The following is a 19605-nucleotide window of genomic DNA, read 5'->3' on the forward strand; positions in this document are numbered from 1 at the left end:
CGCAAGAGCAATATTCATATCCATGATGGAATGTATGGGAGTTGCGGTATTTATCAATAGCGCTCAGATGGCGATGATTTGGTGACTCCAATAACAATCAGCCTCATGGGTAACTTGCTATGCGTACTTCTCAATCCAAATTGCACATCGGTATTGTTGGCGGTGGTATTGCCGGCGTGGCTCTGGCCCTGGACCTGTGCCGTCATTCCCACCTGAGTGTGCAGCTGTTCGAATCGGCACCAGCCTTTGGCGAGGTCGGAGCAGGTGTTTCCTTCGGCGCCAATGCCGTTCGTGCCATCGCGGGTCTGGGTATTGCCGAACCCTACCGCAAGATTGCCGACCAAACGCAGGATCCGTGGCAGGACATCTGGTTCGAATGGCGTCGTGGTGAAGATGCCGCTTATCTGGGCGCAAGCCTGGCCGAAGGGGTAGGGCAGTCTTCAGTACACCGTGCTGACTTCCTCGATGCGCTGGCCAGTCAGTTGCCCGAAGGAGTCGCCCAGTTCAGTAAGCGCGCCGTCAGCGTGGAACAGTATGCCGAACAGGCTCGCGTGCTGTTCACCGATGGCACTGAGCATCGCTGCGATTTGCTGATCGCTGCGGACGGTATCAAGTCATCGATTCGTGATCATGTTCTCAACGGTCTTGGCCAACCCCTGGTGGCACCGCGCTTCAGTGGTACCTGCGCCTACCGCGGGATGATCGACAGCCAACAGCTGCGCGCGGCCTACCGGGCTCGGGGTGTCGATGAGCACTTGGTCGATGTCCCGCAGATGTACTTGGGTCTTGATGCACACATCCTCACATTCCCGGTCAAGCAAGGCCGGTTGATCAACGTTGTGGCCTTCATTTCCGATCGCAGTCGCCCTGATCCAACCTGGCCGAGCGATTCACCGTGGGTGCGCAATGCCAGCCAGGAAGAAATGCTCTGTGCCTTCAATCATTGGGGAGACGCGGCACGGGTGCTGCTCGAATGCATTCCGGCACCCACCCTTTGGGCGCTGCATGAGCTCGATGAGTTACCGGGCTACGTGCACGGTCGGGTGGGGCTGATTGGCGATGCTGCGCACGCCATGTTGCCGCACCAGGGCGCTGGTGCAGGTCAGGGGTTGGAAGACGCCTGGCTTCTGGCCCGATTGCTGGCCGATCCGCAGGTCCTGGACAGCCAGCCACAAGCAGTGCTCGCGGCTTACGACGCAATCCGTCGTCCCCGTGCCTGCCGTGTACAGCGCACGTCCTGGGAAGCCGGGGAGCTTTATGAATTGCGTGATCCAGCTGTAGCCGATGACGAACAACTGCTGGGCAAAACCCTCGCCGAGCGTTTCGACTGGCTGTGGAATCACGACATGCAGTCCGACCTTCAAGAGGCTCGTGCCCAGTTGGGGTGGCGAGCATCTGCCTAACGGCTTGAACCGACATACACGGAGGGAGCATCCAGCGGCTCTCTTCGTGGATACCAATAAGATCAGGTGAATCGAGATGACCGTAAAAATTTCTCAACTGCCGCAATTGCAGCAATTCTTCCGACAAGCCTCGGGACTGGACAACAACGAAGGCGATCCACGCCACAAGCAGATCGTTCTGCGTTTACTGCAGGAAGTCGCCCGGGTGATCGAAGATTTGCAGATCAGCGACGATGAGTTCTGGGGGGCGGTGGACTACGTCAACCGCCTGGGTGCCAAAAACGAAGCAGGTTTGCTGGTCGCCGGACTCGGCATCGAGCATTTCCTTGATCTGCTGGCGGATGCCAAGGACGCCGAAGCGGGCCGGGCCGCAGGCACGCCACGAACCATTGAAGGCCCGCTGTATGTAGCAGGGGCTCCACTGAGTGAGTATCAGGCTCGCATGGATGACGGGAGCGAAGATGGAACAGCGACGGTGATGTTTCTGGAGGGGCGCGTGACCGACTTGAACGGTCAGCCGATCGCCGGAGCCACCGTGGACTTGTGGCAAGCCAATACACAAGGCAACTACTCATACTTCGACAAGAGCCAGTCCGAATTCAACTTGCGTCGCCGGATTCTCACGGACGCCAATGGTTGCTACCGGGCTCGCAGTATCGTGCCTTCGGGGTACGGTTGCGATCCTTCCGGTCCGACTCAGGAATGCCTCGATCAGTTGGGCCGTCACGGGCAGCGCCCCGCGCATATCCACTTCTTCATTTCTGCCCCAGGGCATGAACATCTGACCACACAGATCAACTTGTCGAATGACAAGTACCTGTGGGACGACTTCGCCTACGCGACACGCGACGGACTGATCGGTGAAGTTCGCTTTGTCGATGACGAGAAACGGGCTGCTGCCATGGGCGTGGCAGGGCGCTTTGCCGAGATGACGTTCAATTTCAGCCTGCGTCCGGCCGCCAGCGAAGCTGCGACCCACCGCAGCCAACGCCCGCGAGCGTTGCAGTCTGCCTGACAAGCCGACGTTTTCTCGACTTCGACGAACTACTTCAAGGAGACAACGATGTCCCGGACCGATGCACAATCGATGAACATCCGTGCCGCAGTGCTGCGCACGTCGGGAGCGCCATTACACATTGAGGATGTCTTGCTCGAGGCTCCTCGGCCAACAGAAGTGCGCGTCCGTGTGGTCGCCACAGGCGTTTGCCACACGGACATGGTGGTGCGAGATCAGCTGTTTCCTACACCACTACCCATCATCCTCGGTCATGAAGGTGCGGGCGTCGTGGATGCAGTCGGTTCTGCTGTCACCACGGTACAACCGGGCGATCACGTGGTCATGACCTACATGTCCTGCGGCCTTTGCCTGCCTTGCGAAACGGGCCACCCGGCACATTGCACGCACATGCACCCGCTGAACTTCGGCGGCGGTCGACTCGATGGCAGTACCTCCGCTTGGGCTTGTGGCAACGACCACGCCATCCATGACCATTTTTTTGGCCAATCCTCGTTTTCCACTTACACGATCGCCAATGAGCGCAACGTGGTCAAAGTAGCGAAACAGGCGCCATTGGAGCTGTTAGGGCCGCTGGGTTGCGGCATCCAGACGGGCGCAGGATCGGTGCTCAATGCACTCAGGGTCGAGGCCGGATCCAGCTTCGCCGCCTTTGGTGCCGGCGCGGTTGGCCTTGCTGCGGTAATGGCCGCGAAGGTCGCCGGCGCTACGACCATCATTGCTGTGGACGTCACTCCAAGTCGGCTGGAACTGGCGCGCGAACTGGGGGCAACCCACGTCATCAATAGCCGTGAAGTAGACCCGGTCCAACGTATTCAGGCCATCACCCAGGGCGGTGTCAATTACAGCCTTGAATGCTCCGGTCGCTCCGAGGTTCTGCGCCAGGCAATCGACGCACTCACCACGCTTGGCACCTGCGGCATCGTCGGCGCTACCAAAGTGGGCACCGAGGTGGCCTTCAATATCAACGACGTGATGATTCCCGGTAAACGGATCATGGGCATCGTGCAAGGCGATGTTGTTGCCAATGCATTCATTCCGAAGCTGGTTGATCTCTATCTGCAGGGCCGATTCCCCTTCGACAAGCTATGCAGGTTTTACGAGTTCGATGAGGTGAACCAGGCGATGGCCGATAGCGAGCGCGGTGTCACCATCAAACCGATCCTTCGCATGCCAGCTCCTGCTTCGGTCTGACTTTTTCCATTTCCAAAGGAACCCGCAATGACCGTACAACTCGTGATAGACAATCAAAAACTCGACGCCTCCAATGGCAAGACCTTCCAACGTGTCGATCCGCTCAGTGCCGCGACCGTGAGCGTAGGTGCTGCCTGCAGTGTCGAGGATGCCATTCGTGCCGCCGAATCTTCCCAGCGCGCTTTTCGGACGTGGTCCAAAACCGGCCCAACCGAGCGTCGGCGCATTCTGCTGGCGGCTGCCGATGCCCTGGAATCGAAGATGGCGCAGTTCTGCTCGGTCATGGCCGAAGAGATCGGCGCTTCACAACTGTGGGCACAATTCAACGTGGGCGCATCGGCCAATCTGCTGCGTGAAGCCGCGGCCCTGACTACGCAAATCAAAGGCGAAACCATTCCTACCGACAAGGCAGGCGCACTGTCGATGACGTTGCGCCAACCGGTGGGTGCAGTGCTGAGCATCGTGCCCTGGAACGGTCCGGTCATTCTTGGTGCACGCGCCATTGCCTACCCACTGGCATGTGGCAATACGGTGATTTTCAAGGGTTCTGAAAGCAGCCCACGAACGCACGCGTTGCTGGCCGAAGCGTTTTACGATGCCGGTCTGCCGGCGGGAGTGTTGAATTTTCTGATCAGCGCGCCAGAAGACGCGTCTGCCGTGACTGAGGCGTTGGTAGCGCATGACGTGGTGCGTCGAGTGAATTTTACGGGCTCGACCAAGGTCGGCCGCATGATTGCCCAGACCTGCGCCAGCCATCTCAAACGCTGCCTGTTGGAACTGGGTGGCAAAGCCCCTTTCATCGTCTTGGATGACGCGGATATCGACGGGGCAGTCAACGCTGCCGTTTTCGGTGCATTCCTTTACCAGGGACAAATCTGCATGTCGACCGAGCGGTTCGTGGTCGATGAAGCGGTTGCCGACCAATTCGTCTCCCGTTTCGCCGAACGCGTACGGTCGCTGGAAACGGGCGTTCCATCAACGACTCCAAGCTGCGTGATTGGCCCGATGATCGGCCAAGGCTCCGTACAACGGATCAATCATTTACTCGACGACGCTATTGGAAAGGGCGCTGACATAGTAGCTGGCGGTCTGGCGGAAAACGCCTTGATGGGCCCGACACTAGTCGATCGGGTTACCCGTGAGATGTCGATCTACGATGAAGAGACCTTTGGTCCGGTGACAACGATCGTCCGGGTGAAGGGAGCCGAGCAAGCGCTGGAGGTGGCCAATGACACTGCCTACGGCCTTTCGTCATCCATATTCAGTCGCGATGTCACACGGGCATTGGAGTTGGCTGGCCGACTGGATGCCGGCTGCGTACACATCAATGGAGCCACCGTACAAAACGAACCGCAAGCCCCGTACGGTGGAATGAAGAAGAGCGGTTACGGCCGCTTCGATGGCAGTGCAGTCATCGAGGAGTTTACCGAGGTCAAGTGGGTAACGGTTGAACCCTCCAACCAGCCGTATCCATTCTAAAATTGAAACCGGCGCGTAATGCGCCGGTTTTTTTTGCCACTTGGGTACCACCCCATTAGGCACACCGCCAGGCTTTCAGGGACAACAAAGCGCTACTGCTTTTGCGGGTCGAACTGCTTATCCCTGATAAACAGCGCCGGAATCACGCCACAGATGAAGTAGGCCGCGCCCATGACCAGAAAACCCACACCGATCGAACCATGAGAGGCGAGGAACCCTATGGCGGCCGGGGCAATGGCTGCACCCAGACGCCCGATATTGTAGGCACCGCCAACGGCAGACCCACGAAATTTAGCCTCGAAGCTTTCGGTCATGTATGTGGCGTTCACGCCGTACGGAATGCCGTATAAAAAGCCGAACACCACCAGCATCCAGAGTATGTTTTCCTGGCTTTGGAAGAGCACGATAACCGGCAGGAACACCGCGGTCCCCAGAGCGCCAAAGGCGAACACGGTACGACGTCCGATCCGATCAGCCGCCAGGCCCGCAAGGACTTTGCCAAGGATCATGGTGGTGTAGGTACCGACCATGTAGCCGGTCATGGATTTGAGATTCATGCCCAGTTCACTTTCCAGGTACGTCGGCATCCAGTTGTTCACGCCGTAGTAACCGAATTGCAGAAAACCTGCAGTCATGGCCCAGAAGATAAACATCCGGCTCGCTTGCGGATCACTGAAGATCAGCTTGTACATGCTTTCGCGCTTTTCAGGGAGTCGATTTTGGGCGCCCGTGATTTTCTTCCTGGCTCGCTCGGTCTGAGCGTTGATCCAGGCTTGTGGCTCCGGCACGAAACGTAGCATTACCACGGCCAGGATCACCGGGATAATCGCGATGTAGAAAAGCCAGCGCCAGCCATGACTCGGCAGTATCCAACCCGCCAACAGCGTCGCAACGATATACCCCACTGACCAGCCTGCCTGCAGGGTGCCGAGCACCGTAGTGCGGTAACGAGTGGGCACGTATTCGGACATCAGTGTGTTACAGGCGATGCGACGCTGAAAAAAAGGTCGGCCCGAACAAGCATCGTCAATCACTCAAGCTGATTGACGACGCCTTGTCTTGGTTATGAAATTTCAGGACATTCTCCAGTACCGTTTTCTTGCGTTAACTCAGCACATGGACGCCTTAGTCAAGCAGGTCGGCAATGGATTCGGCGGCCAGTTGATAGGAGCGGCAGCGTGCGTCGGGGTCATAAATCCTCGCATCGATGATGATCTCGTCCGCCTCGGTGGTCGCGATGAACTGGCGCAGCCAACTTCCAACATCATCCTTGTCGCCTACTGCTGTGCAAGACATGGCTTGAGCCAGATTGTGGCGATCCATATCGGCGAGTCTTTCCAAAAAACTTCTTCCGGGCGTGGCAGGGCGCCAGCTCTTCCCGCGTACAGATTGCTTACCCAATGACGGTGTGAGCTCGCCAGGTAGTCGGCTTCGGCGCGTGATGGGGCAGCGAAGACATTTGCGCCAGCGATGAGATAGGGGCGGTCCAGCAATGCCGACGGCCGGAACGAGGCGCGATAGTGCGTGATGACTTGCATCAAGAATCGAGGCGAGAAATGTGAAGCGAATGCGTAAGGAAGCCCCATTCTTGCTGCGAGATCCGCACTATTGAGGCTCGAACCCAGCAGCCATATCGGAACGTCATGGGTTTCGGGGATTGCACGAACCGGCTGATTTCCGTTGTCCGCCAGATAGTCCGTCACTTGCTGGATGTCTTGCTCGAAGTCGCGCTCGGAGGCGTTCGGAGGCGTTCGGCTCCTGCAGCACACCACCGTTGGGGTTGGTGAGTGTCAGATATGGCTGAACCTTGCCGCGGCGTTCGACCTGAGAAATGAAGTGATGAGCCGCATCGCCGCGCGGATGGTCGGTGGAATGGTCACGGCGCCGTTGTTTTCTTTGTTTGTCATCCCGTCGGCTCATCGGTTGATGCGCCGCCGAAATCTTTCAGGCACTTGTTTCACATTGAACTTGAGGAGGCGGCTAGATACACCCTGTGCCGACTATAAAGCCAGTCCAGAACTGATTCGACACGCGTGCTCTCTTCCATGGCGAGATGCTTGACTCCAACAACGTTGTCGACGGCGAGACCTCCGACCCGGAGGGCAGTCAGCATTCGCCATTTGCGCAGTTCAGCGATGAGTTTGGCGGGAAGGCGCGCACTGCTCGGCGGTAGTAGATCCAGTAAGTGCCTATTCAGTCGCGTCTGTGCGAGGCGCCTGCTGGTGTCGTCAAAACTGACCACCAAACCTACGGTGTCCCAGATCAGGTGGTGTTCCTTCGTGGGGAGGGGGCGGGTGCGACCCAGTGAACGCAGGGCCTCGTGCTTGCCAGCGTTCAGCAGCATCCTGATAACGTTCCGTTCGGTACAGGCGGGGAGCGAGTGAAACTGCTCAAGCCATGTTCGCGCCAGGTCTGCAGCAACAGCGCGGGCTTCATCGTCATACAGAAGCTCGCTCAGCCCATTATCGGTCGAGCTGCCAAGCAGGTGGGGTTCGCACCGCAGTCGTAGCGCTTCCTGCCAGAGCATGCGTGATTTGATCTCTGCGCTCAGGTCTACCCGCAAGGTGAGAGGGTCGCCGTGGAAGAGGTAGTGTACTGCGAAGAATCCGGCCAGCAGTGCAAGCTCACCGAGGTCCTTGAAGCCTCTACCGTCGCGTTGTCGCTCAGTGATTGCTGCGGTGATGATGAAGGGAGAAAGCCCTTCTTCCTCCCCGAGTTCGTAGCGCTATCGCTTCTGGCTGGTTTTCCAAGGAGTCGCCCGAGACCCAATCTGACGTTTTTACACACTCTGGGCCAAAAGCGGTCCTTCAAACTCACCGCGATGACTCCGAATCGCGACGGCAATGAAGCAGTTAGCGATTTATAATTAGTGCACAAGCGTCCAGCTAAGTCAGCTATTCGAGACTGATAGCCGTGTAATGCCTAAGTTGTCAGTCAGCCTTCCTAAGCAGTGTAGGCCAAGCGCGAAACCGCAGAACATCGGGCTTCTACAATAATCACTCGTGGAGACGCCTTGCCTGGCAGTTGCATCTATTGTCAATTAGTTGCATCTATTGTGAGATGTCACTGATCTGAAGTACGTTCTTGGCCACGTCGCCCCCCCATGCGCATAAGCTTCATGTGTAGACTGCTTCTCACTGTTGACTGTGGTCCGCACCTTCAGTCTGCTCAAGATGCCGAAGTGAGGAGGAGTCCATCCCATTGCTTTTGGCATTGATGAGCAGAAACGCACTGTTTCCTCTGCTATCCGCACAAAAGCAAACGCCCCGAACAAGTCGGGGCGTTTGCTGGAACCAGCATCAGCGCTTTTTCACACAGTCTGACTTGGAACGCCGTCAGCCAAAATCACATGGCAGTCTGCGCCCTGTAGTCGATGGGCCTTTGCGGCCTGGTAGGCCGGGCTGGTGTACCAAGCTTTGGCGGCATCCATGTTCTTGAATTCCAGGATGACGACGCCGTCCACGTCGGGACCCTCCAATGCTACGGCTTCACCGTAGTAGGCGAGCGGCGTAGGCGGCTCCGCGCCGCGAGCCTTGCGAGCCATCGACGCGTAGGTGCTGAGCTCACTTTGGTTGACGATGCTATTTCGAATCAGAATTACATAAGCAGACACTATATTTTCCTTTTTTTCGGGGTTGATCTTGGTCATGTCGCGAATGGGAACGCTGCCAACGCACCGTTTGCGTGGGCCTGATGCTTGACGACTACACGGAGAGAAATCGGCAGATTGCCGGAAGGAAAGGACATAAGGACCATGCCCCAACCGGTCGAGGACTTTTGTCAAGATGCGCGCGTACCCACGACGCGTGAAGTCGAACCGTAGCTTGGGATAAGAAAAACCGAATCCGGGTTGTTCGAAGATGACAACGCGGAACTCGGCTTCCAGTGCGCCGATGAAAGCGTCATAGTTTTCCACGACGTTGGGCGGATCGCAGGCAACCACGATCGTGTGCTGCCCCGTGCCAGCCGTGCGAATACGCACATAAGAGTCGTCGAGTTCGAGAAGCTGAATGCCTGGGCGCGAACCGGTGATGACCTCCCTGTCTATTGTAGAAAGGCGACGTGACAGACGAAGAATGTCTATATCAATAGCACGCATGGAAAAGGTTCCTCTGTAATTCTGGTGGCGGTTCAAGACTCGCGCTACCCAATTTTTAAATTACGTTTATGATTCACCGATGTGGATAAGCTTATAGCTAAGGCCACGAAGGCCTCCGGGTGCGTTGCAGTTCAGGGATTGGTTGGTGTACGGCAAGCTATTACGCATGTTTGCGCAGGTTTGTTAACTTTGGGTCGTTGCAATATTAATGGTGCGTAAGTAGGTTATGGTTATTGATAATAAAGTGAGTTACGGAGTCAAGGAGCTAAAACGGCTGCATGAGCTTGACTCCGCACTTGAGATTATGCACTTTGGGTTCCGGGGGCTGACAGTTGAGGCCGATCGATATCTAGAAGATTTTGGATTTTCACGCGTTCACCATCGGATTCTTTATGTTGTTGCTCGTACAGATGGTATTAGTGTAGGCGAGTTAGCCGCTACACTTGGCATTAGTAAGCAGGCCCTGCATCGACATCTAACGTTGCTCACCAAAAAGGAATGTATCGTTTTCGTTCGGGATGCGAGTAATCACCGCATTAAGAATTTGACGCTTTCTCCGCTTGGAGGGAGTATTGAGTCGCAAGCGACTCAATACGAGAGAGATGCAATTAATAATGCATTTCAAGGGGTGCCTTCTAACTCCATTGATGACTGGTATCATATTATGCAGACCTTGGCCAATCATCTCGGCTGATTATTTATTTTCAGATATCATCAGGGTTGCAGTTGCTTTGGCATAAATTTTTCCTTGGTCATCTCGTATTTCTGCGTCAGCCACTGCAAGCTGCCTGGTTCTTTCGATCATCCAGCCGCTAACTTGGTAAGTTATGTGCTCTTTAAGAGGTCTGAAATATTTTATGCCAAGGTCCACGGTGGCGTAGTGAGTGTCGGCATCTAACGTTGAGAATGCTGCTAATGCAGCAGCAGTATCTAAGCAGGTAGCTGCAAATCCTCCGTGAACTATTCCCATTGGGTTTAGGTGTCTAGCGTCAGGCTTAGCAGATATGAGGACGCTTCCAGATTGAGCGCTGACAATATGCATGCCCATGGTTTCTGCAATCGAGGAGCCATGGGAGTGGTTGTCCGCAACACCTTGCAAAACACTCAGGCCTGATTGCTTTTGTTGGCTTTTAATAATCATTTATTTGGGGTCTCGGCTATATTTATCTTGGTTGGGAGTTACGCATTGAAGGGAGAGCTGAAAATTCAGTAAAGAATTTATTCAGCCGTGGGTACTTAAAACGCCAGTCTAGATGATGGAGTCGGAAGTCGAGATATGCGAGCGCGCAAGCAAGCCCGATTTGGGCGATGTTCATAGGGCCATGAAGTATGTCCTCAGCCTTCTCGAAACTATCGAGCGCCCGTCGTATTTTTTCTATTTGCCCATTAATCCATGGTTCGGATTGCATGTCGTTTGGGCGAATAGCTTTTTCATATCGGACCAGTAAAGCCGCCTCCATAATGCCATCCGCAAGAGCCGCTGTTGAGAGAATACGCCAGTTATCCACCCCAGGTGGGCAGTGAATAGTTTGCTTGGAAAGGGAGTCGAGATATGCACAAATCACCCTGCTGTCGTACAGCGCCCCGTTGCTACTTGTAATCAGGATCGGGATTTTGCCAAGTGGGTTACTGGTGTTCACCATGTCGTTGCATGTAGTGGGGAGCACCATGGTTTCAATTAATTCAATTTCGTCCATCAATTGTGCTTCAGTCGCAAATACTATTACTTTTCGCGCAAAAGGAGATGCGGGAGCATAGATAAGCTTCATTCAAATATGCCTCTTTAATTGGTGGAAGCGGTGATACGTTCGCGGACCATGATGCATTTGGTTAACGGTTGGATTAATGCTTCTGGTGCTTCGTCGCAGTTGACGATTTGTGTGCTTACTAACAAGGGATTGCAATGACCATTTTGTACCAAGGATAAAACCTTCGGTATATGCGGTCTGACACTGCAGAGACCTACAGACAAGGTAACATCGCGCATGTACATGCCGAACAGTGGGATGCGTGGGTCTTCAAACATTATTCCTATACAAGAGCAATGGCCTCCAGGCGCCAGAGCAAGCAAGCCCCTGTAGAGAACATCATGATCTCTAGTTGCCGACACAACCACATCGTAGTTTTCGTCTAGTTTGCTACTGGGTCCAATAGAAATATTAGCTCCACTTTGTTCTGCCAGGTTCTTTCTGTAGTCACTAGTATCTAGATAGTCGACACTGGCAGCTCCTGCCGCAATGGCCATTTGGACTGCCAGAATACCAATGCTCTCAGTACCTCCAAGTACTAGCACACGCGCATCGTGTCGCGCGGAAATTGGTTTGCTAGTTGCTACCCACGCGTCTGTGAGGTTGTCGCTGGCGCTGGCGACTGCTACGGGGTTTAAACCTGTTGGCAACTTCACTAGCATTGCGTCAGCGTAAGGTACATTGACTACTTCCGAAAACAGTCCTCCCCAGTGACCGCCAGCAGGTAGCCCATAGGCAGCGTATTTCGGTACGCTAGTACATGCGACTGATCGGCCGACAATGCATTGGGAACAATGGCCGCACGCAATTTTCCAAGGAACTGATACTAAGTCTCCCCGCCGTAGAGTTGAAACATGCTCTCCAACTTCTAGTATTTCTGCGACGCATTCATGTCCGATAGCAAAGGGGGGTTTAAAGGGTGTTGTTCCTGCAATTAATCGACGATCTAAATCGCAAGAAGCAGATGCTATGGGCCGAACGAGTGCTGCATTTGAGGAGGACAGTTGAGGTGCAGGATGTTCTTCCCACCGCAGAGATCCTGCTTTATCCACTATGAGTGCTTGCATTTCGAAATCTCCAAAATTTATTGTTTTATGAGGTCTGGAAAAGCGCAGGCTTACTTGCCATAGAAAGCTTCACCATTAGTAATTTTTCCGTCAGGGCCAAAGTCCATGAACTCACTGGCACGCACGGGGCCACTCTGGGTGTTTGCAGACCACCAGATATTTAGTCGGCAAATTTGTGGGTCCCAACTGAATGAGTGGACGGTTAGCTGTGGGTTTTTTGCGTTTCCGTATGAGTCGTGCCAATACTTCCGGATTGCGTCTTTTCCTCGAATAGTTGCATCGCCCGTCATTCGAAGAGCAATTGGGCTCCGCATAGTGGCATTTGGCGCAAGGTGGGAAACTACGGCGTCAATTTCAAGTGCGTTCCAAAGTCTTGCCCAGTCTCCGCTGAACTTCCCAGCGAGCTCTCTCGACATCACCTTGCCGGTGCCCACAGATGGAGTTCCGCACTGAGCCTCCAGTGCGAATGTCTGCTGCGAGAGAGTTAGCAGCATTATTGCTAAAGGGGCAAAGCCGCCACTGAGCGGTTTTTTCATAGGTCTTTCCTTTTGTTTTTAGGGGCTTTGGGTAGAACCGTAGGCAGAGCGTGACACGGAGGTATTGCTCAGGTCAACAATGTTGATATGATGTGGAGACACATCTGCCTGAGGAGGTACACATGCTGGGAAATCCATTGCTAAAACCGATTAAGCTTGGAAGGCTGGAGCTGCCAAACCGAGTGGTAATGGCGCCCCTGACGAGGCAAAGGGCATCGCAACCGGGAAACGTGCCTGGTCCGCTAACTGTTGAATATTATGGGCAGCGCGCAGGGGCTGGTTTGATCATTAGCGAAGGCTCCCAGATATGTCCCGAAGGTCAGGGCTACGCTTGGACGCCTGGTATACATAGTGATGCGCAGGTGGAGGGCTGGAAGCTCGTTACGGATCGTGTACATCAAAAAGGTGGTTTGATGTTCCTGCAGCTATGGCATGTTGGCCGCATATCTCATCAGTTATTGCAGCCTGACAACGCTCCTCCTGTCGGGCCCTCGGCGATTCGAGCCAATGCAGATTGTTTTGTGGTTACAGCCGACGGAGATGCATTCAAAACTCAAGTCGAAATGCCTAGGGCGCTCGAGACATCTGAGTTGGCTGATATCGTTAAGTCATATTGCGTTGGTGCATTAAACGCAATGAGAGCGGGTTTCGACGGTGTGGAGGTGCATGCTGCAAATGGTTATCTGCTCGACCAGTTCCTCTGCTCCAATAGCAACAAACGGAATGACGAGTATGGCGGTTCGGTGGAATGTCGGGCTCGTTTAGTTCTAGAGGTAGTTGATAATATTATTGAAACGATTGGTGATGCTGGACGTGTTGGTATTCGGATCTCTCCAATGGGCACATTTAATGATGTTAATGATGCAGACCCGTTGCAAACATTCACCTATTTGCTAGAGCAGCTAAATACCAGGCATCTAGCCTACGTCCATGTGAACAAACCAGATTGGGCAGGTGGTACTTATGACGGTTTTGATGACTTCTTCCTGGCCCTGCGGAGGGTCTACCATGGCACCGTGATACATTGTGGAGGGCATACAGGAAAATCTGGCATCCAAATGCTTGAGGCGGGTGAAGCAGATCTAATTGGATTTGGTCGTAGTTACATTGCCAATCCAGACTTAGTTGAGCGCATCGCGCAAGGCGCTGAATGGAATGAACTGGACACATCTACGCTATATGGCGGGGGGGCTCAAGGCTACACCGATTACCCGTTCCTAAGTTAATTATCCAAACAGTTTCTGCTTACTCCGCCCATCGCTTAATTCAAGAGTTGAGGCTACTCAGCCTCATGGGCGGTTGTATTTTCCCTTGTTGTGGAGAAAAGCCATGCCCGTGTTGGTGGTCGGTTTAGTGAGCTATGACAATGGGCGTTATTCGACCCAGAGTGGACAATGGCAAGTTAGTTCATTAACCCTGTTTGCTTGGCATACCAATGTCGAGAAGCGCACCGAGCATGGGACGTCAGGTGATCCAGGCCGCGGCCCGCCGCAGCACCTACAAGAAACCGCACAAGCGCAGCGCGAAATCGCTAACCACACGCAAGATGTCACCCAGGCTGGCAATCATCGAAAGTGCGCGCGTGTGATAGATCTGCCCCGCCTCGGTGAGTTCCACGATATGAGTGGTGTAGTGGGGCAGGGTGTTGTTCAGCGACTTTTCCAGCGCCGACATAGTTCGTTTCAACGTTCAGGGCGAGACGTGCATCTCTCGGGCCGCTGCGCAGAAGCTGTCCAATTCGACAACGTTCACCAAAGACCTCATCACCCCCAGATGATCAATACGCGTAATTTCGGAAGTCATCTTCAGATTGATTGCCTTTGCGCTGGGCGCAAAACCGAATTCCTTTGCTCGATGTTCCATCAGTTTTTACCGGGATATAAAGTCATTTCCCTCGCAGTGCGCACATCCTTGTTTCCCGTCAACGAATCTTCCCGAGAGAGAGTTCCTCGTCGGGTTACTCATTGGAGTTTAAAGATCCTCATGAATCTTCCTGCCCATGTTCCAACCGCCATCGCTACCCGAAACGAACATGTGGAGCGCATCCATTGGGGGTCATTGGCTGTGGTTGATAGAGAGGGGACTTTACTGGCCGATGCAGGCGCCCCGGCATCCATGACGTTTTTCCGTTTTACGCTCAAGCCTTTTCAAGCTGTTCCTTTTGTGCGTGATGGCGGAGTCGAGCACTTTATCGCCGAGCTGCGCGAGGGACGCTTTGTCGTTCTGCACAGCGAAGCGCAATCGCTGCTAGCTGATCGTTACCTGACCGCCACCGATCTGAGTGAACCTCATCGCCTGCGGGCGCTTGCGCCAACGCCCCGCCTGAGGATCGTCAAATGAGTTTGCTCAAAAGTCCGGACTTCGAAACGGGTCGCTTGTTTTTGGTCGACTGCGAACCGCGGAGCCTGGCCAACCTGCACAAAAGCCTGCAACGCCGGGGCATCGCGCCACAGGCGCTCTTCGAGGGCGCGGACGATTCCCTCGAAGATTGCTTTGCCGCCATTGTCGATGATGACCTGTGTGTGGACATGGCGGCGGATTATCTTCAACAAAATGGGGGGCAGATATGAAGCTGTTCCGCGCCTTGATTTGCCGCCCTGCGGTGGCTTTGTCTCTGTTGTACATCGTCATCGTTGTGCTTTTAGCGTTGTTTGCTCCGTGGATGAGCCCTCACGATCCGACCGAGCAGTTCGTCGAAGGCCTGTCGATGGAGGGCGCGCCTCTGCCGCCCGACATGCCGTACTGGTTGGGAACTGATTTGCTGGGCCGCGATTTGCTGTCGCGCCTGATCTATGGGGCGCGTACCTCGCTGTTCATTGGTCTGCTCGCCAATGGTCTGGCTGTTCTGATCGGCACGTTGGTCGGCTTGAGCGCCGGCTTTCTACGCGGTTGGATCGGCAGCACATTGATGCGCTTTACCGACCTGATGATGGCGTTCCCGGCGTTGCTGCTGGCGATAGCGCTGTCGGCGATTTTCCAGCCCAGCGTGTGGATCGTTGCGTTAGTGATCGCCATGGTCAACTGGGTGCAGATTGCCCGGGTGATCTACTCCGAGACCATTGCCCTGAGTGCTCGTGATTTTGTGGCGGTGGAGCGAACCCTCGGGGCCAGTTCACTGCGAATTCTGTTTTCGCACCTGCTTCCCCATTTGCTGCCGACCATTCTCGTCTGGGCAACGCTGGGCATTTCCACCACGGTTTTACTCGAAGCGACCCTGTCGTACCTGGGCGTCGGTGTTCAGCCGCCAACGCCGAGTTGGGGGAACATAATTTTCGAGAGCCAGACCTATTTCACCTCCGCACCTTGGCTGGTGTTCTTTCCCGGTATCGCAATTGTGCTGCTGTCCCTGGCCTTTAATCTGGTCGGTGATGCCCTGCGCGATGAACTCGATCCTACCTTGCAAGGGAGAAGTTGAATGTTCGCCTTCATCAGTCGTCGCCTCGGCTATTCGCTGCTGATTTTGCTCGGGGTGACGTTCATCACCTATTTGCTGTTGTTCATGCTGCCCTCCGACCCTGCGCGGCAAATCGCCGGGCGCAGCGCCACGCCGGAAGTGGTGGCGGGGATTCGAGCGCAATTGGGGCTGGATTTGCCGTTCTATCAGCAGTACGCCAACTATGTGGGAAACCTGGTGCAAGGTGATTTGGGGCGCTCTTATGTCCAGCGCAGCTCGGTGACCGAACTGATCGGATCGCGCCTGCGTCCATCGCTGGAGTTAATGGGCGCTGGCATCGGTTTCGAGTTGCTGATTGGTATCACCCTTGGAGTCATCGCGGCGCTGCGCCGCGACAGTTGGGCCGACAAGGCGCTTATGGCCCTCTCGTTTATTGGCGTGTCGGCCCCGCAGTTCATTGCAGCGATGTTGTTTCTGTACTTCTTCTCCGTGCAGTTGGGCTGGTTTCCACTGGGCGGGTATGGCGGGTTCGAGCATCTGTTATTGCCGGCCATGACATTGGGCATTCTGGGCAGCGGCTGGTACTCACGCATGGTGCGTTCTTCGATGATTGAAGTGTTGCATCAGGACTTCATCCGCACCGCCCGCGCCAAAGGGCTGAGTCGGATGCATGTGGTCCTGCGGCATGTACTGCCAAACGCCATCGTGCCGGTGATCCCGATGATAGGCATCGACATCGGCATCTTTATGGGCGGGCTGGTGGTGGTCGAATCAGTCTTTGGCTGGCCGGGAATTGGACAACTGACGTGGCAGGCTATTCAGCAAGTGGACATCCCGGTGATTGTCGGAGTGACCACGGTTTCGGCGGTGGCAATTGTGTTGGGCAATTTGGTCGCCGACTTGGTGATCCCTTGGATCGATCCGCGTATCGACATAAAAAAACACTAAAAAACTCATCATAGGTAAGGGGCTGGAGCATGAATCGCAAAGCACTATTCTTGGCCACCGCGGCCACGTTATTCGCCGGGTATCTTCTGGCTGACGACTTCGATCCAAACGCGAAAGACGGAGGCGCAGCAGTCATTACCTATCAAAACGATGTGGCCACCCTCGACCCGGCCATTGGTTATGACTGGCAAAACTGGTCGATGATCAAAAGCCTGTTCGATGGCCTGATGGACTACAAGCCCGGCACTACGGAGCTGGTTAAAAACCTGGCGTCGGACTACAGCATTTCCGACGATGGCACCGTCTACACCTTTACCTTGAAAAAAGGCGTGAAATTCCAGAACGGTCGTGAGCTCAAGGCGAGCGACGTCAAGTATTCCCTGGAACGCACTGTCAACCCGAAAACCCAGAGCCCCGGAGCGGGGTTTTTCAGTTCGATCGTGGGTTATGAAGACATGACGACCAAAAAGGCCGAGTACCTGTCAGGCATTCAAGTGGTCGACGATTACACGGTCAAAATCACCCTCAAGTCGGCGAATGCGACGTTCCTGCAGATTATGGCAATCAACTTCTCCTTTGTCGTACCGAAAGAAGAAGTCGAGAAGTGGGGCGCCGATTTCGGCAAGCACCCAGTTGGCACCGGAGCCTACAGCCTGGCGGAGTGGAAGCTCGGGCAGCAGATTCTCTTCAAGAAGAATCCGGACTATTTCAAGGCTGGCCTGCCGCACCTGGATACCATCTCCTTTGAAGTGGGCCAGGATCCGATGGTCGCTCTGTTGCGTTTACAAAAAGGTGAAGTCGACATTGCGGGCGACGGAGTGCCACCCGCTAAGTTCCTGGAATTCAAGAACGACCCGAAATTCAAAAACCTGGTGGTGACCGGCAATCAGCTGCAAACCGGCTACGTGACCTTGAAAACCACGTTGCCGCCATTCGACAACCTTAAGGTGCGTCAGGCCGTGAACATGGCGATCAGCAAGGATCGCATCGTACGTATCATCAATGGCCGCGCGGTCCCGGCCAATCAGCCGTTGCCGCCGGCAATGCCGGGTTATGACAAGGACTACAAAGGTTATGCCTACGACATCGATGCGGCGAAAAAACTGCTGGCCGAGGCCGGTTTCGACAAGGGGTTCGACACTGAACTATACGTCATGAGCACCGATCCACAACCACGTATCGCCCAGGCTATTCAGCAAGACCTGGCCAAAGTAGGCATCCGTGTGCAGATCAAATCCCTGGCGCAAGCCAACGTGATTGCGGCCGGCAGCTCCAAGGATCAAGCGCCGATGGTGTGGTCCGGTGGCATGGCCTGGATTGCCGATTTTCCGGATCCTTCTAATTTCTACGGGCCGATCCTGGGCTGCGATGGCGCGGTAGACGGTGGTTGGAACTGGGCGCTATTTTGCAACAAGTCCCTGGATGCGCAGGCCGCAAAGGCCGACAGCATGGACAAACCGGAACAACAGGGTGAGCGCATCGCTTTGTGGAAGAAGATCTTCATCGACGTGATGGCTGAAGCGCCATGGGTGCCGATCTTCAACGAGCAGCGCTTCACCGTGCGCTCTTCGCGCATGGGCGGCAGCGACACGCTGTACGTCGATCCGGTACACGTACCGGTTAACTACAACCACATCTACCTAAAATAAAGCGCTGTCGGCCTGTTCGACGATCAGCCTGTTGCCACGCCCACGCGGCGTGGCCTTCAGCTCGGAGATTTCTCCCGTGTGCCAGAACTGCCTGGTCAAGACCATTCATAGCGTCAACAGCCATTTCGGCTGGGACAACAGCATCGAACCGACTGCCCGGGTCACACCAGGCTCGATGCTCGAACTTTGCTGCCTCGATTCGTCCAACGGCTTCTTCACACCGAACTCGGTGGTGGGCGATGTAGCGAAGGTTCCGTTCGATAAGATAAACCCGGTCACCGGGCCGATTTTCGTCGAGGGTGCCGAGCCTGGTGATGTGCTGAAAATCACGATCGACAGCTTCAAGCCCTGCGGCTTTGGCTGGACTGCCAATATCCCGGGTTTTGGATTGCTGGCCGACCAATTCAAGGATCCGGCCCTGGCGCTGTGGCACTACGACAAACTCGACCTGACTCCGGCCGCATTCAGCGATTTCGCCAAAGTACCGCTCAAGCCCTTCGCTGGGACTATCGGACTCGCGCCGGCGCAGGCGGGTTTGCATTCGGTTGTTCCACCGCGTCGGGTCGGTGGCAATCTGGACATCCGTGATTTGTCTGCTGGCACCACGTTGTACTTGCCGGTGGAAGTCAGCGGTGCCTTGTTGTCGATCGGTGATACCCACGCGGCGCAAGGCGACGGAGAGGTGTGCGGCACCGCTATCGAAAGTGCCATGGACGTCGTGGTCCAACTTGACCTGATCAAAAATACGCCGCTGGCGACACCCCGTTTCAGCACCCCTGGCCCCGTCACCCGTCACCTCGATAGTGCAGGCTATGAAGCCTTCACAGGTATTGGTCCGGACCTGATGCAAGCCGCGCGTCAAGCCGTCAGCAACACTATCGAATGGCTCTGCCGTGAGCATGGTATGCCGGCGGAACAGGCTTACATGCTGTGCTCGGTGTGCGGCGATTTGCGCATCAGCGAAATTGTCGATTTGCCTAACTGGGTGGTGTCGTTCTACTTCCCCAAAATCGTGTTTAGCTGATGTGTTTCATCGCAAGCTGCTTGATAAAAGTCGCTTCAATCATGAGGAG

At 55.0% G+C, this 19605-nt stretch carries 20 protein-coding genes and 1 pseudogene; 12 read left to right on the forward strand and 9 right to left on the reverse strand.

The window, feature by feature from the left end:
• Window positions 1–119 precede the first annotated feature (119 nt).
• The 4 genes from salA (at window position 120) to ACA055_RS14265 (ending at window position 5091) form a co-directional block, all read left to right on the forward strand.
• The gene (salA, locus tag ACA055_RS14250; protein ID WP_497684222.1) at window positions 120–1403 is read left to right on the forward strand and encodes a salicylate 1-monooxygenase; all 1284 of its coding nucleotides are present in this window, start codon (window positions 120–122) and stop codon (window positions 1401–1403) included.
• 76 nt (window positions 1404–1479) lie between these two features.
• Window positions 1480–2418, forward strand: a complete 939-nt coding sequence (catA, locus tag ACA055_RS14255) for a catechol 1,2-dioxygenase (protein WP_497684223.1) — start codon at window positions 1480–1482, stop codon at window positions 2416–2418.
• 48 nt (window positions 2419–2466) lie between these two features.
• Window positions 2467–3612 carry an NAD(P)-dependent alcohol dehydrogenase gene (locus ACA055_RS14260; protein ID WP_497684224.1) on the forward strand — a complete coding sequence of 382 codons (1146 nt, stop codon included), beginning with the start codon at window positions 2467–2469 and terminating at the stop codon, window positions 3610–3612.
• A 27-nt stretch (window positions 3613–3639) separates the two neighbouring features.
• Window positions 3640–5091, forward strand: coding sequence for an aldehyde dehydrogenase (locus ACA055_RS14265; protein WP_497684225.1), 1452 nt, complete (start codon window positions 3640–3642; stop codon window positions 5089–5091).
• A 92-nt stretch (window positions 5092–5183) separates the two neighbouring features.
• On the opposite strand, the pseudogene ACA055_RS14270 reads toward ACA055_RS14265, so the two are convergent.
• From ACA055_RS14270 to ACA055_RS14290, 5 genes and pseudogenes are all read right to left on the reverse strand, one after another.
• Window positions 5184–6080 (reverse strand): annotated as a pseudogene (locus tag ACA055_RS14270) (MFS transporter); the annotation flags it as partial.
• A gap of 136 nt (window positions 6081–6216) precedes the next feature.
• On the reverse strand, window positions 6217–6387 hold the full coding sequence (locus ACA055_RS14275) for a hypothetical protein (protein WP_497684226.1): 171 nt from the start codon (window positions 6385–6387) through the stop codon (window positions 6217–6219).
• Window positions 6369–6794, reverse strand: coding sequence for an LLM class flavin-dependent oxidoreductase (locus ACA055_RS14280; protein WP_497684227.1), 426 nt, complete (start codon window positions 6792–6794; stop codon window positions 6369–6371). Before ACA055_RS14280 ends, ACA055_RS14275 begins: the two co-directional genes overlap by 19 nt.
• 254 nt (window positions 6795–7048) lie before the next feature.
• Window positions 7049–7618, reverse strand: coding sequence for a hypothetical protein (locus ACA055_RS14285; protein WP_497684228.1), 570 nt, complete (start codon window positions 7616–7618; stop codon window positions 7049–7051).
• A gap of 783 nt (window positions 7619–8401) precedes the next feature.
• A complete protein-coding gene (locus tag ACA055_RS14290) occupies window positions 8402–9190 on the reverse strand; it encodes a DUF1330 domain-containing protein (protein WP_497684229.1) in 789 nt (262 codons plus the stop codon).
• A 226-nt stretch (window positions 9191–9416) separates the two neighbouring features.
• On the opposite strand from ACA055_RS14290, the gene ACA055_RS14295 reads away from it, so the two are divergent.
• Window positions 9417–9884: a MarR family winged helix-turn-helix transcriptional regulator gene (locus ACA055_RS14295; protein WP_497684230.1), complete on the forward strand. Its 468-nt coding sequence runs from the start codon at window positions 9417–9419 to the stop codon at window positions 9882–9884.
• Here the strand turns inward: ACA055_RS14295 and ACA055_RS14300 are convergent, their stop codons facing one another.
• From ACA055_RS14300 to ACA055_RS14315, 4 genes are read right to left on the reverse strand one after another with little or no spacing between them, the layout of a single operon-like run.
• Window positions 9885–10331 (reverse strand): PaaI family thioesterase, encoded by a 447-nt coding sequence (locus tag ACA055_RS14300; protein ID WP_497684231.1) that lies wholly within the window; start codon window positions 10329–10331, stop codon window positions 9885–9887.
• Between the two features lie 22 nt (window positions 10332–10353).
• Window positions 10354–10959, reverse strand: a complete 606-nt coding sequence (locus ACA055_RS14305) for a glutathione S-transferase (protein WP_497684232.1) — start codon at window positions 10957–10959, stop codon at window positions 10354–10356.
• Window positions 10960–10973: 14 nt separating this feature from the next.
• Window positions 10974–12005, reverse strand: coding sequence for a zinc-dependent alcohol dehydrogenase (locus ACA055_RS14310; protein ID WP_497684233.1), 1032 nt, complete (start codon window positions 12003–12005; stop codon window positions 10974–10976).
• 50 nt (window positions 12006–12055) lie between these two features.
• Entirely contained in the window at window positions 12056–12541 is a 486-nt protein-coding gene (locus ACA055_RS14315; RefSeq protein ID WP_497684234.1) for a nuclear transport factor 2 family protein, read from the reverse strand.
• Window positions 12542–12663: 122 nt separating this feature from the next.
• On the opposite strand from ACA055_RS14315, the gene ACA055_RS14320 reads away from it, so the two are divergent.
• The 7 genes from ACA055_RS14320 to ACA055_RS14350 all read left to right on the forward strand — a co-directional run bounded on the left by ACA055_RS14320 (window position 12664) and on the right by ACA055_RS14350 (window position 19556).
• The gene (locus ACA055_RS14320) at window positions 12664–13767 is read left to right on the forward strand and encodes an alkene reductase (RefSeq protein ID WP_497684235.1); all 1104 of its coding nucleotides are present in this window, start codon (window positions 12664–12666) and stop codon (window positions 13765–13767) included.
• 103 nt (window positions 13768–13870) lie between these two features.
• Entirely contained in the window at window positions 13871–14881 is a 1011-nt protein-coding gene (locus tag ACA055_RS14325) for an asparaginase (protein WP_497684236.1), read from the forward strand.
• Window positions 14878–15111: a hypothetical protein gene (locus ACA055_RS14330; RefSeq protein WP_497684237.1), complete on the forward strand. Its 234-nt coding sequence runs from the start codon at window positions 14878–14880 to the stop codon at window positions 15109–15111. Before ACA055_RS14325 ends, ACA055_RS14330 begins: the two co-directional genes overlap by 4 nt.
• A complete protein-coding gene (locus tag ACA055_RS14335) occupies window positions 15108–15956 on the forward strand; it encodes an ABC transporter permease (protein WP_497684238.1) in 849 nt (282 codons plus the stop codon). Before ACA055_RS14330 ends, ACA055_RS14335 begins: the two co-directional genes overlap by 4 nt.
• Window positions 15957–16883, forward strand: a complete 927-nt coding sequence (locus tag ACA055_RS14340; protein ID WP_497684239.1) for an ABC transporter permease — start codon at window positions 15957–15959, stop codon at window positions 16881–16883.
• A 29-nt stretch (window positions 16884–16912) separates the two neighbouring features.
• On the forward strand, window positions 16913–18532 hold the full coding sequence (locus ACA055_RS14345; protein WP_497684240.1) for an ABC transporter substrate-binding protein: 1620 nt from the start codon (window positions 16913–16915) through the stop codon (window positions 18530–18532).
• A 31-nt stretch (window positions 18533–18563) separates the two neighbouring features.
• Window positions 18564–19556 carry an acetamidase/formamidase family protein gene (locus ACA055_RS14350; RefSeq protein ID WP_497684241.1) on the forward strand — a complete coding sequence of 331 codons (993 nt, stop codon included), beginning with the start codon at window positions 18564–18566 and terminating at the stop codon, window positions 19554–19556.
• Window positions 19557–19605: the final 49 nt, after the last annotated feature.

The sequence above is a fragment of the Pseudomonas sp. LBUM1657 genome (assembly GCF_059716075.1).

What these genes read in the sequence shown, in the direction of transcription:
- ACA055_RS14290 (WP_497684229.1), bottom strand. Translation starts at nt 9,190, where the DNA reads ATGCGTGCTATTGATATAGACATTCTTCGTCTGTCACGTCGCCTTTCT.
- ACA055_RS14260 (WP_497684224.1), top strand. Translation starts at nt 2,467, where the DNA reads ATGTCCCGGACCGATGCACAATCGATGAACATCCGTGCCGCAGTGCTG.
- ACA055_RS14335 (WP_497684238.1), top strand. Translation starts at nt 15,108, where the DNA reads ATGAAGCTGTTCCGCGCCTTGATTTGCCGCCCTGCGGTGGCTTTGTCT.
- ACA055_RS14295 (WP_497684230.1), top strand. Translation starts at nt 9,417, where the DNA reads ATGGTTATTGATAATAAAGTGAGTTACGGAGTCAAGGAGCTAAAACGG.
- salA (WP_497684222.1), top strand. Translation starts at nt 120, where the DNA reads ATGCGTACTTCTCAATCCAAATTGCACATCGGTATTGTTGGCGGTGGT.
- ACA055_RS14310 (WP_497684233.1), bottom strand. Translation starts at nt 12,005, where the DNA reads ATGCAAGCACTCATAGTGGATAAAGCAGGATCTCTGCGGTGGGAAGAA.
- ACA055_RS14265 (WP_497684225.1), top strand. Translation starts at nt 3,640, where the DNA reads ATGACCGTACAACTCGTGATAGACAATCAAAAACTCGACGCCTCCAAT.
- ACA055_RS14345 (WP_497684240.1), top strand. Translation starts at nt 16,913, where the DNA reads ATGAATCGCAAAGCACTATTCTTGGCCACCGCGGCCACGTTATTCGCC.
- ACA055_RS14285 (WP_497684228.1), bottom strand. Translation starts at nt 7,618, where the DNA reads ATGCTCTGGCAGGAAGCGCTACGACTGCGGTGCGAACCCCACCTGCTT.
- ACA055_RS14315 (WP_497684234.1), bottom strand. Translation starts at nt 12,541, where the DNA reads ATGAAAAAACCGCTCAGTGGCGGCTTTGCCCCTTTAGCAATAATGCTG.
- ACA055_RS14305 (WP_497684232.1), bottom strand. Translation starts at nt 10,959, where the DNA reads ATGAAGCTTATCTATGCTCCCGCATCTCCTTTTGCGCGAAAAGTAATA.
- catA (WP_497684223.1), top strand. Translation starts at nt 1,480, where the DNA reads ATGACCGTAAAAATTTCTCAACTGCCGCAATTGCAGCAATTCTTCCGA.
- ACA055_RS14325 (WP_497684236.1), top strand. Translation starts at nt 13,871, where the DNA reads ATGCCCGTGTTGGTGGTCGGTTTAGTGAGCTATGACAATGGGCGTTAT.
- ACA055_RS14320 (WP_497684235.1), top strand. Translation starts at nt 12,664, where the DNA reads ATGCTGGGAAATCCATTGCTAAAACCGATTAAGCTTGGAAGGCTGGAG.
- ACA055_RS14300 (WP_497684231.1), bottom strand. Translation starts at nt 10,331, where the DNA reads ATGATTATTAAAAGCCAACAAAAGCAATCAGGCCTGAGTGTTTTGCAA.
- ACA055_RS14330 (WP_497684237.1), top strand. Translation starts at nt 14,878, where the DNA reads ATGAGTTTGCTCAAAAGTCCGGACTTCGAAACGGGTCGCTTGTTTTTG.
- ACA055_RS14340 (WP_497684239.1), top strand. Translation starts at nt 15,957, where the DNA reads ATGTTCGCCTTCATCAGTCGTCGCCTCGGCTATTCGCTGCTGATTTTG.
- ACA055_RS14275 (WP_497684226.1), bottom strand. Translation starts at nt 6,387, where the DNA reads ATGTCTTGCACAGCAGTAGGCGACAAGGATGATGTTGGAAGTTGGCTG.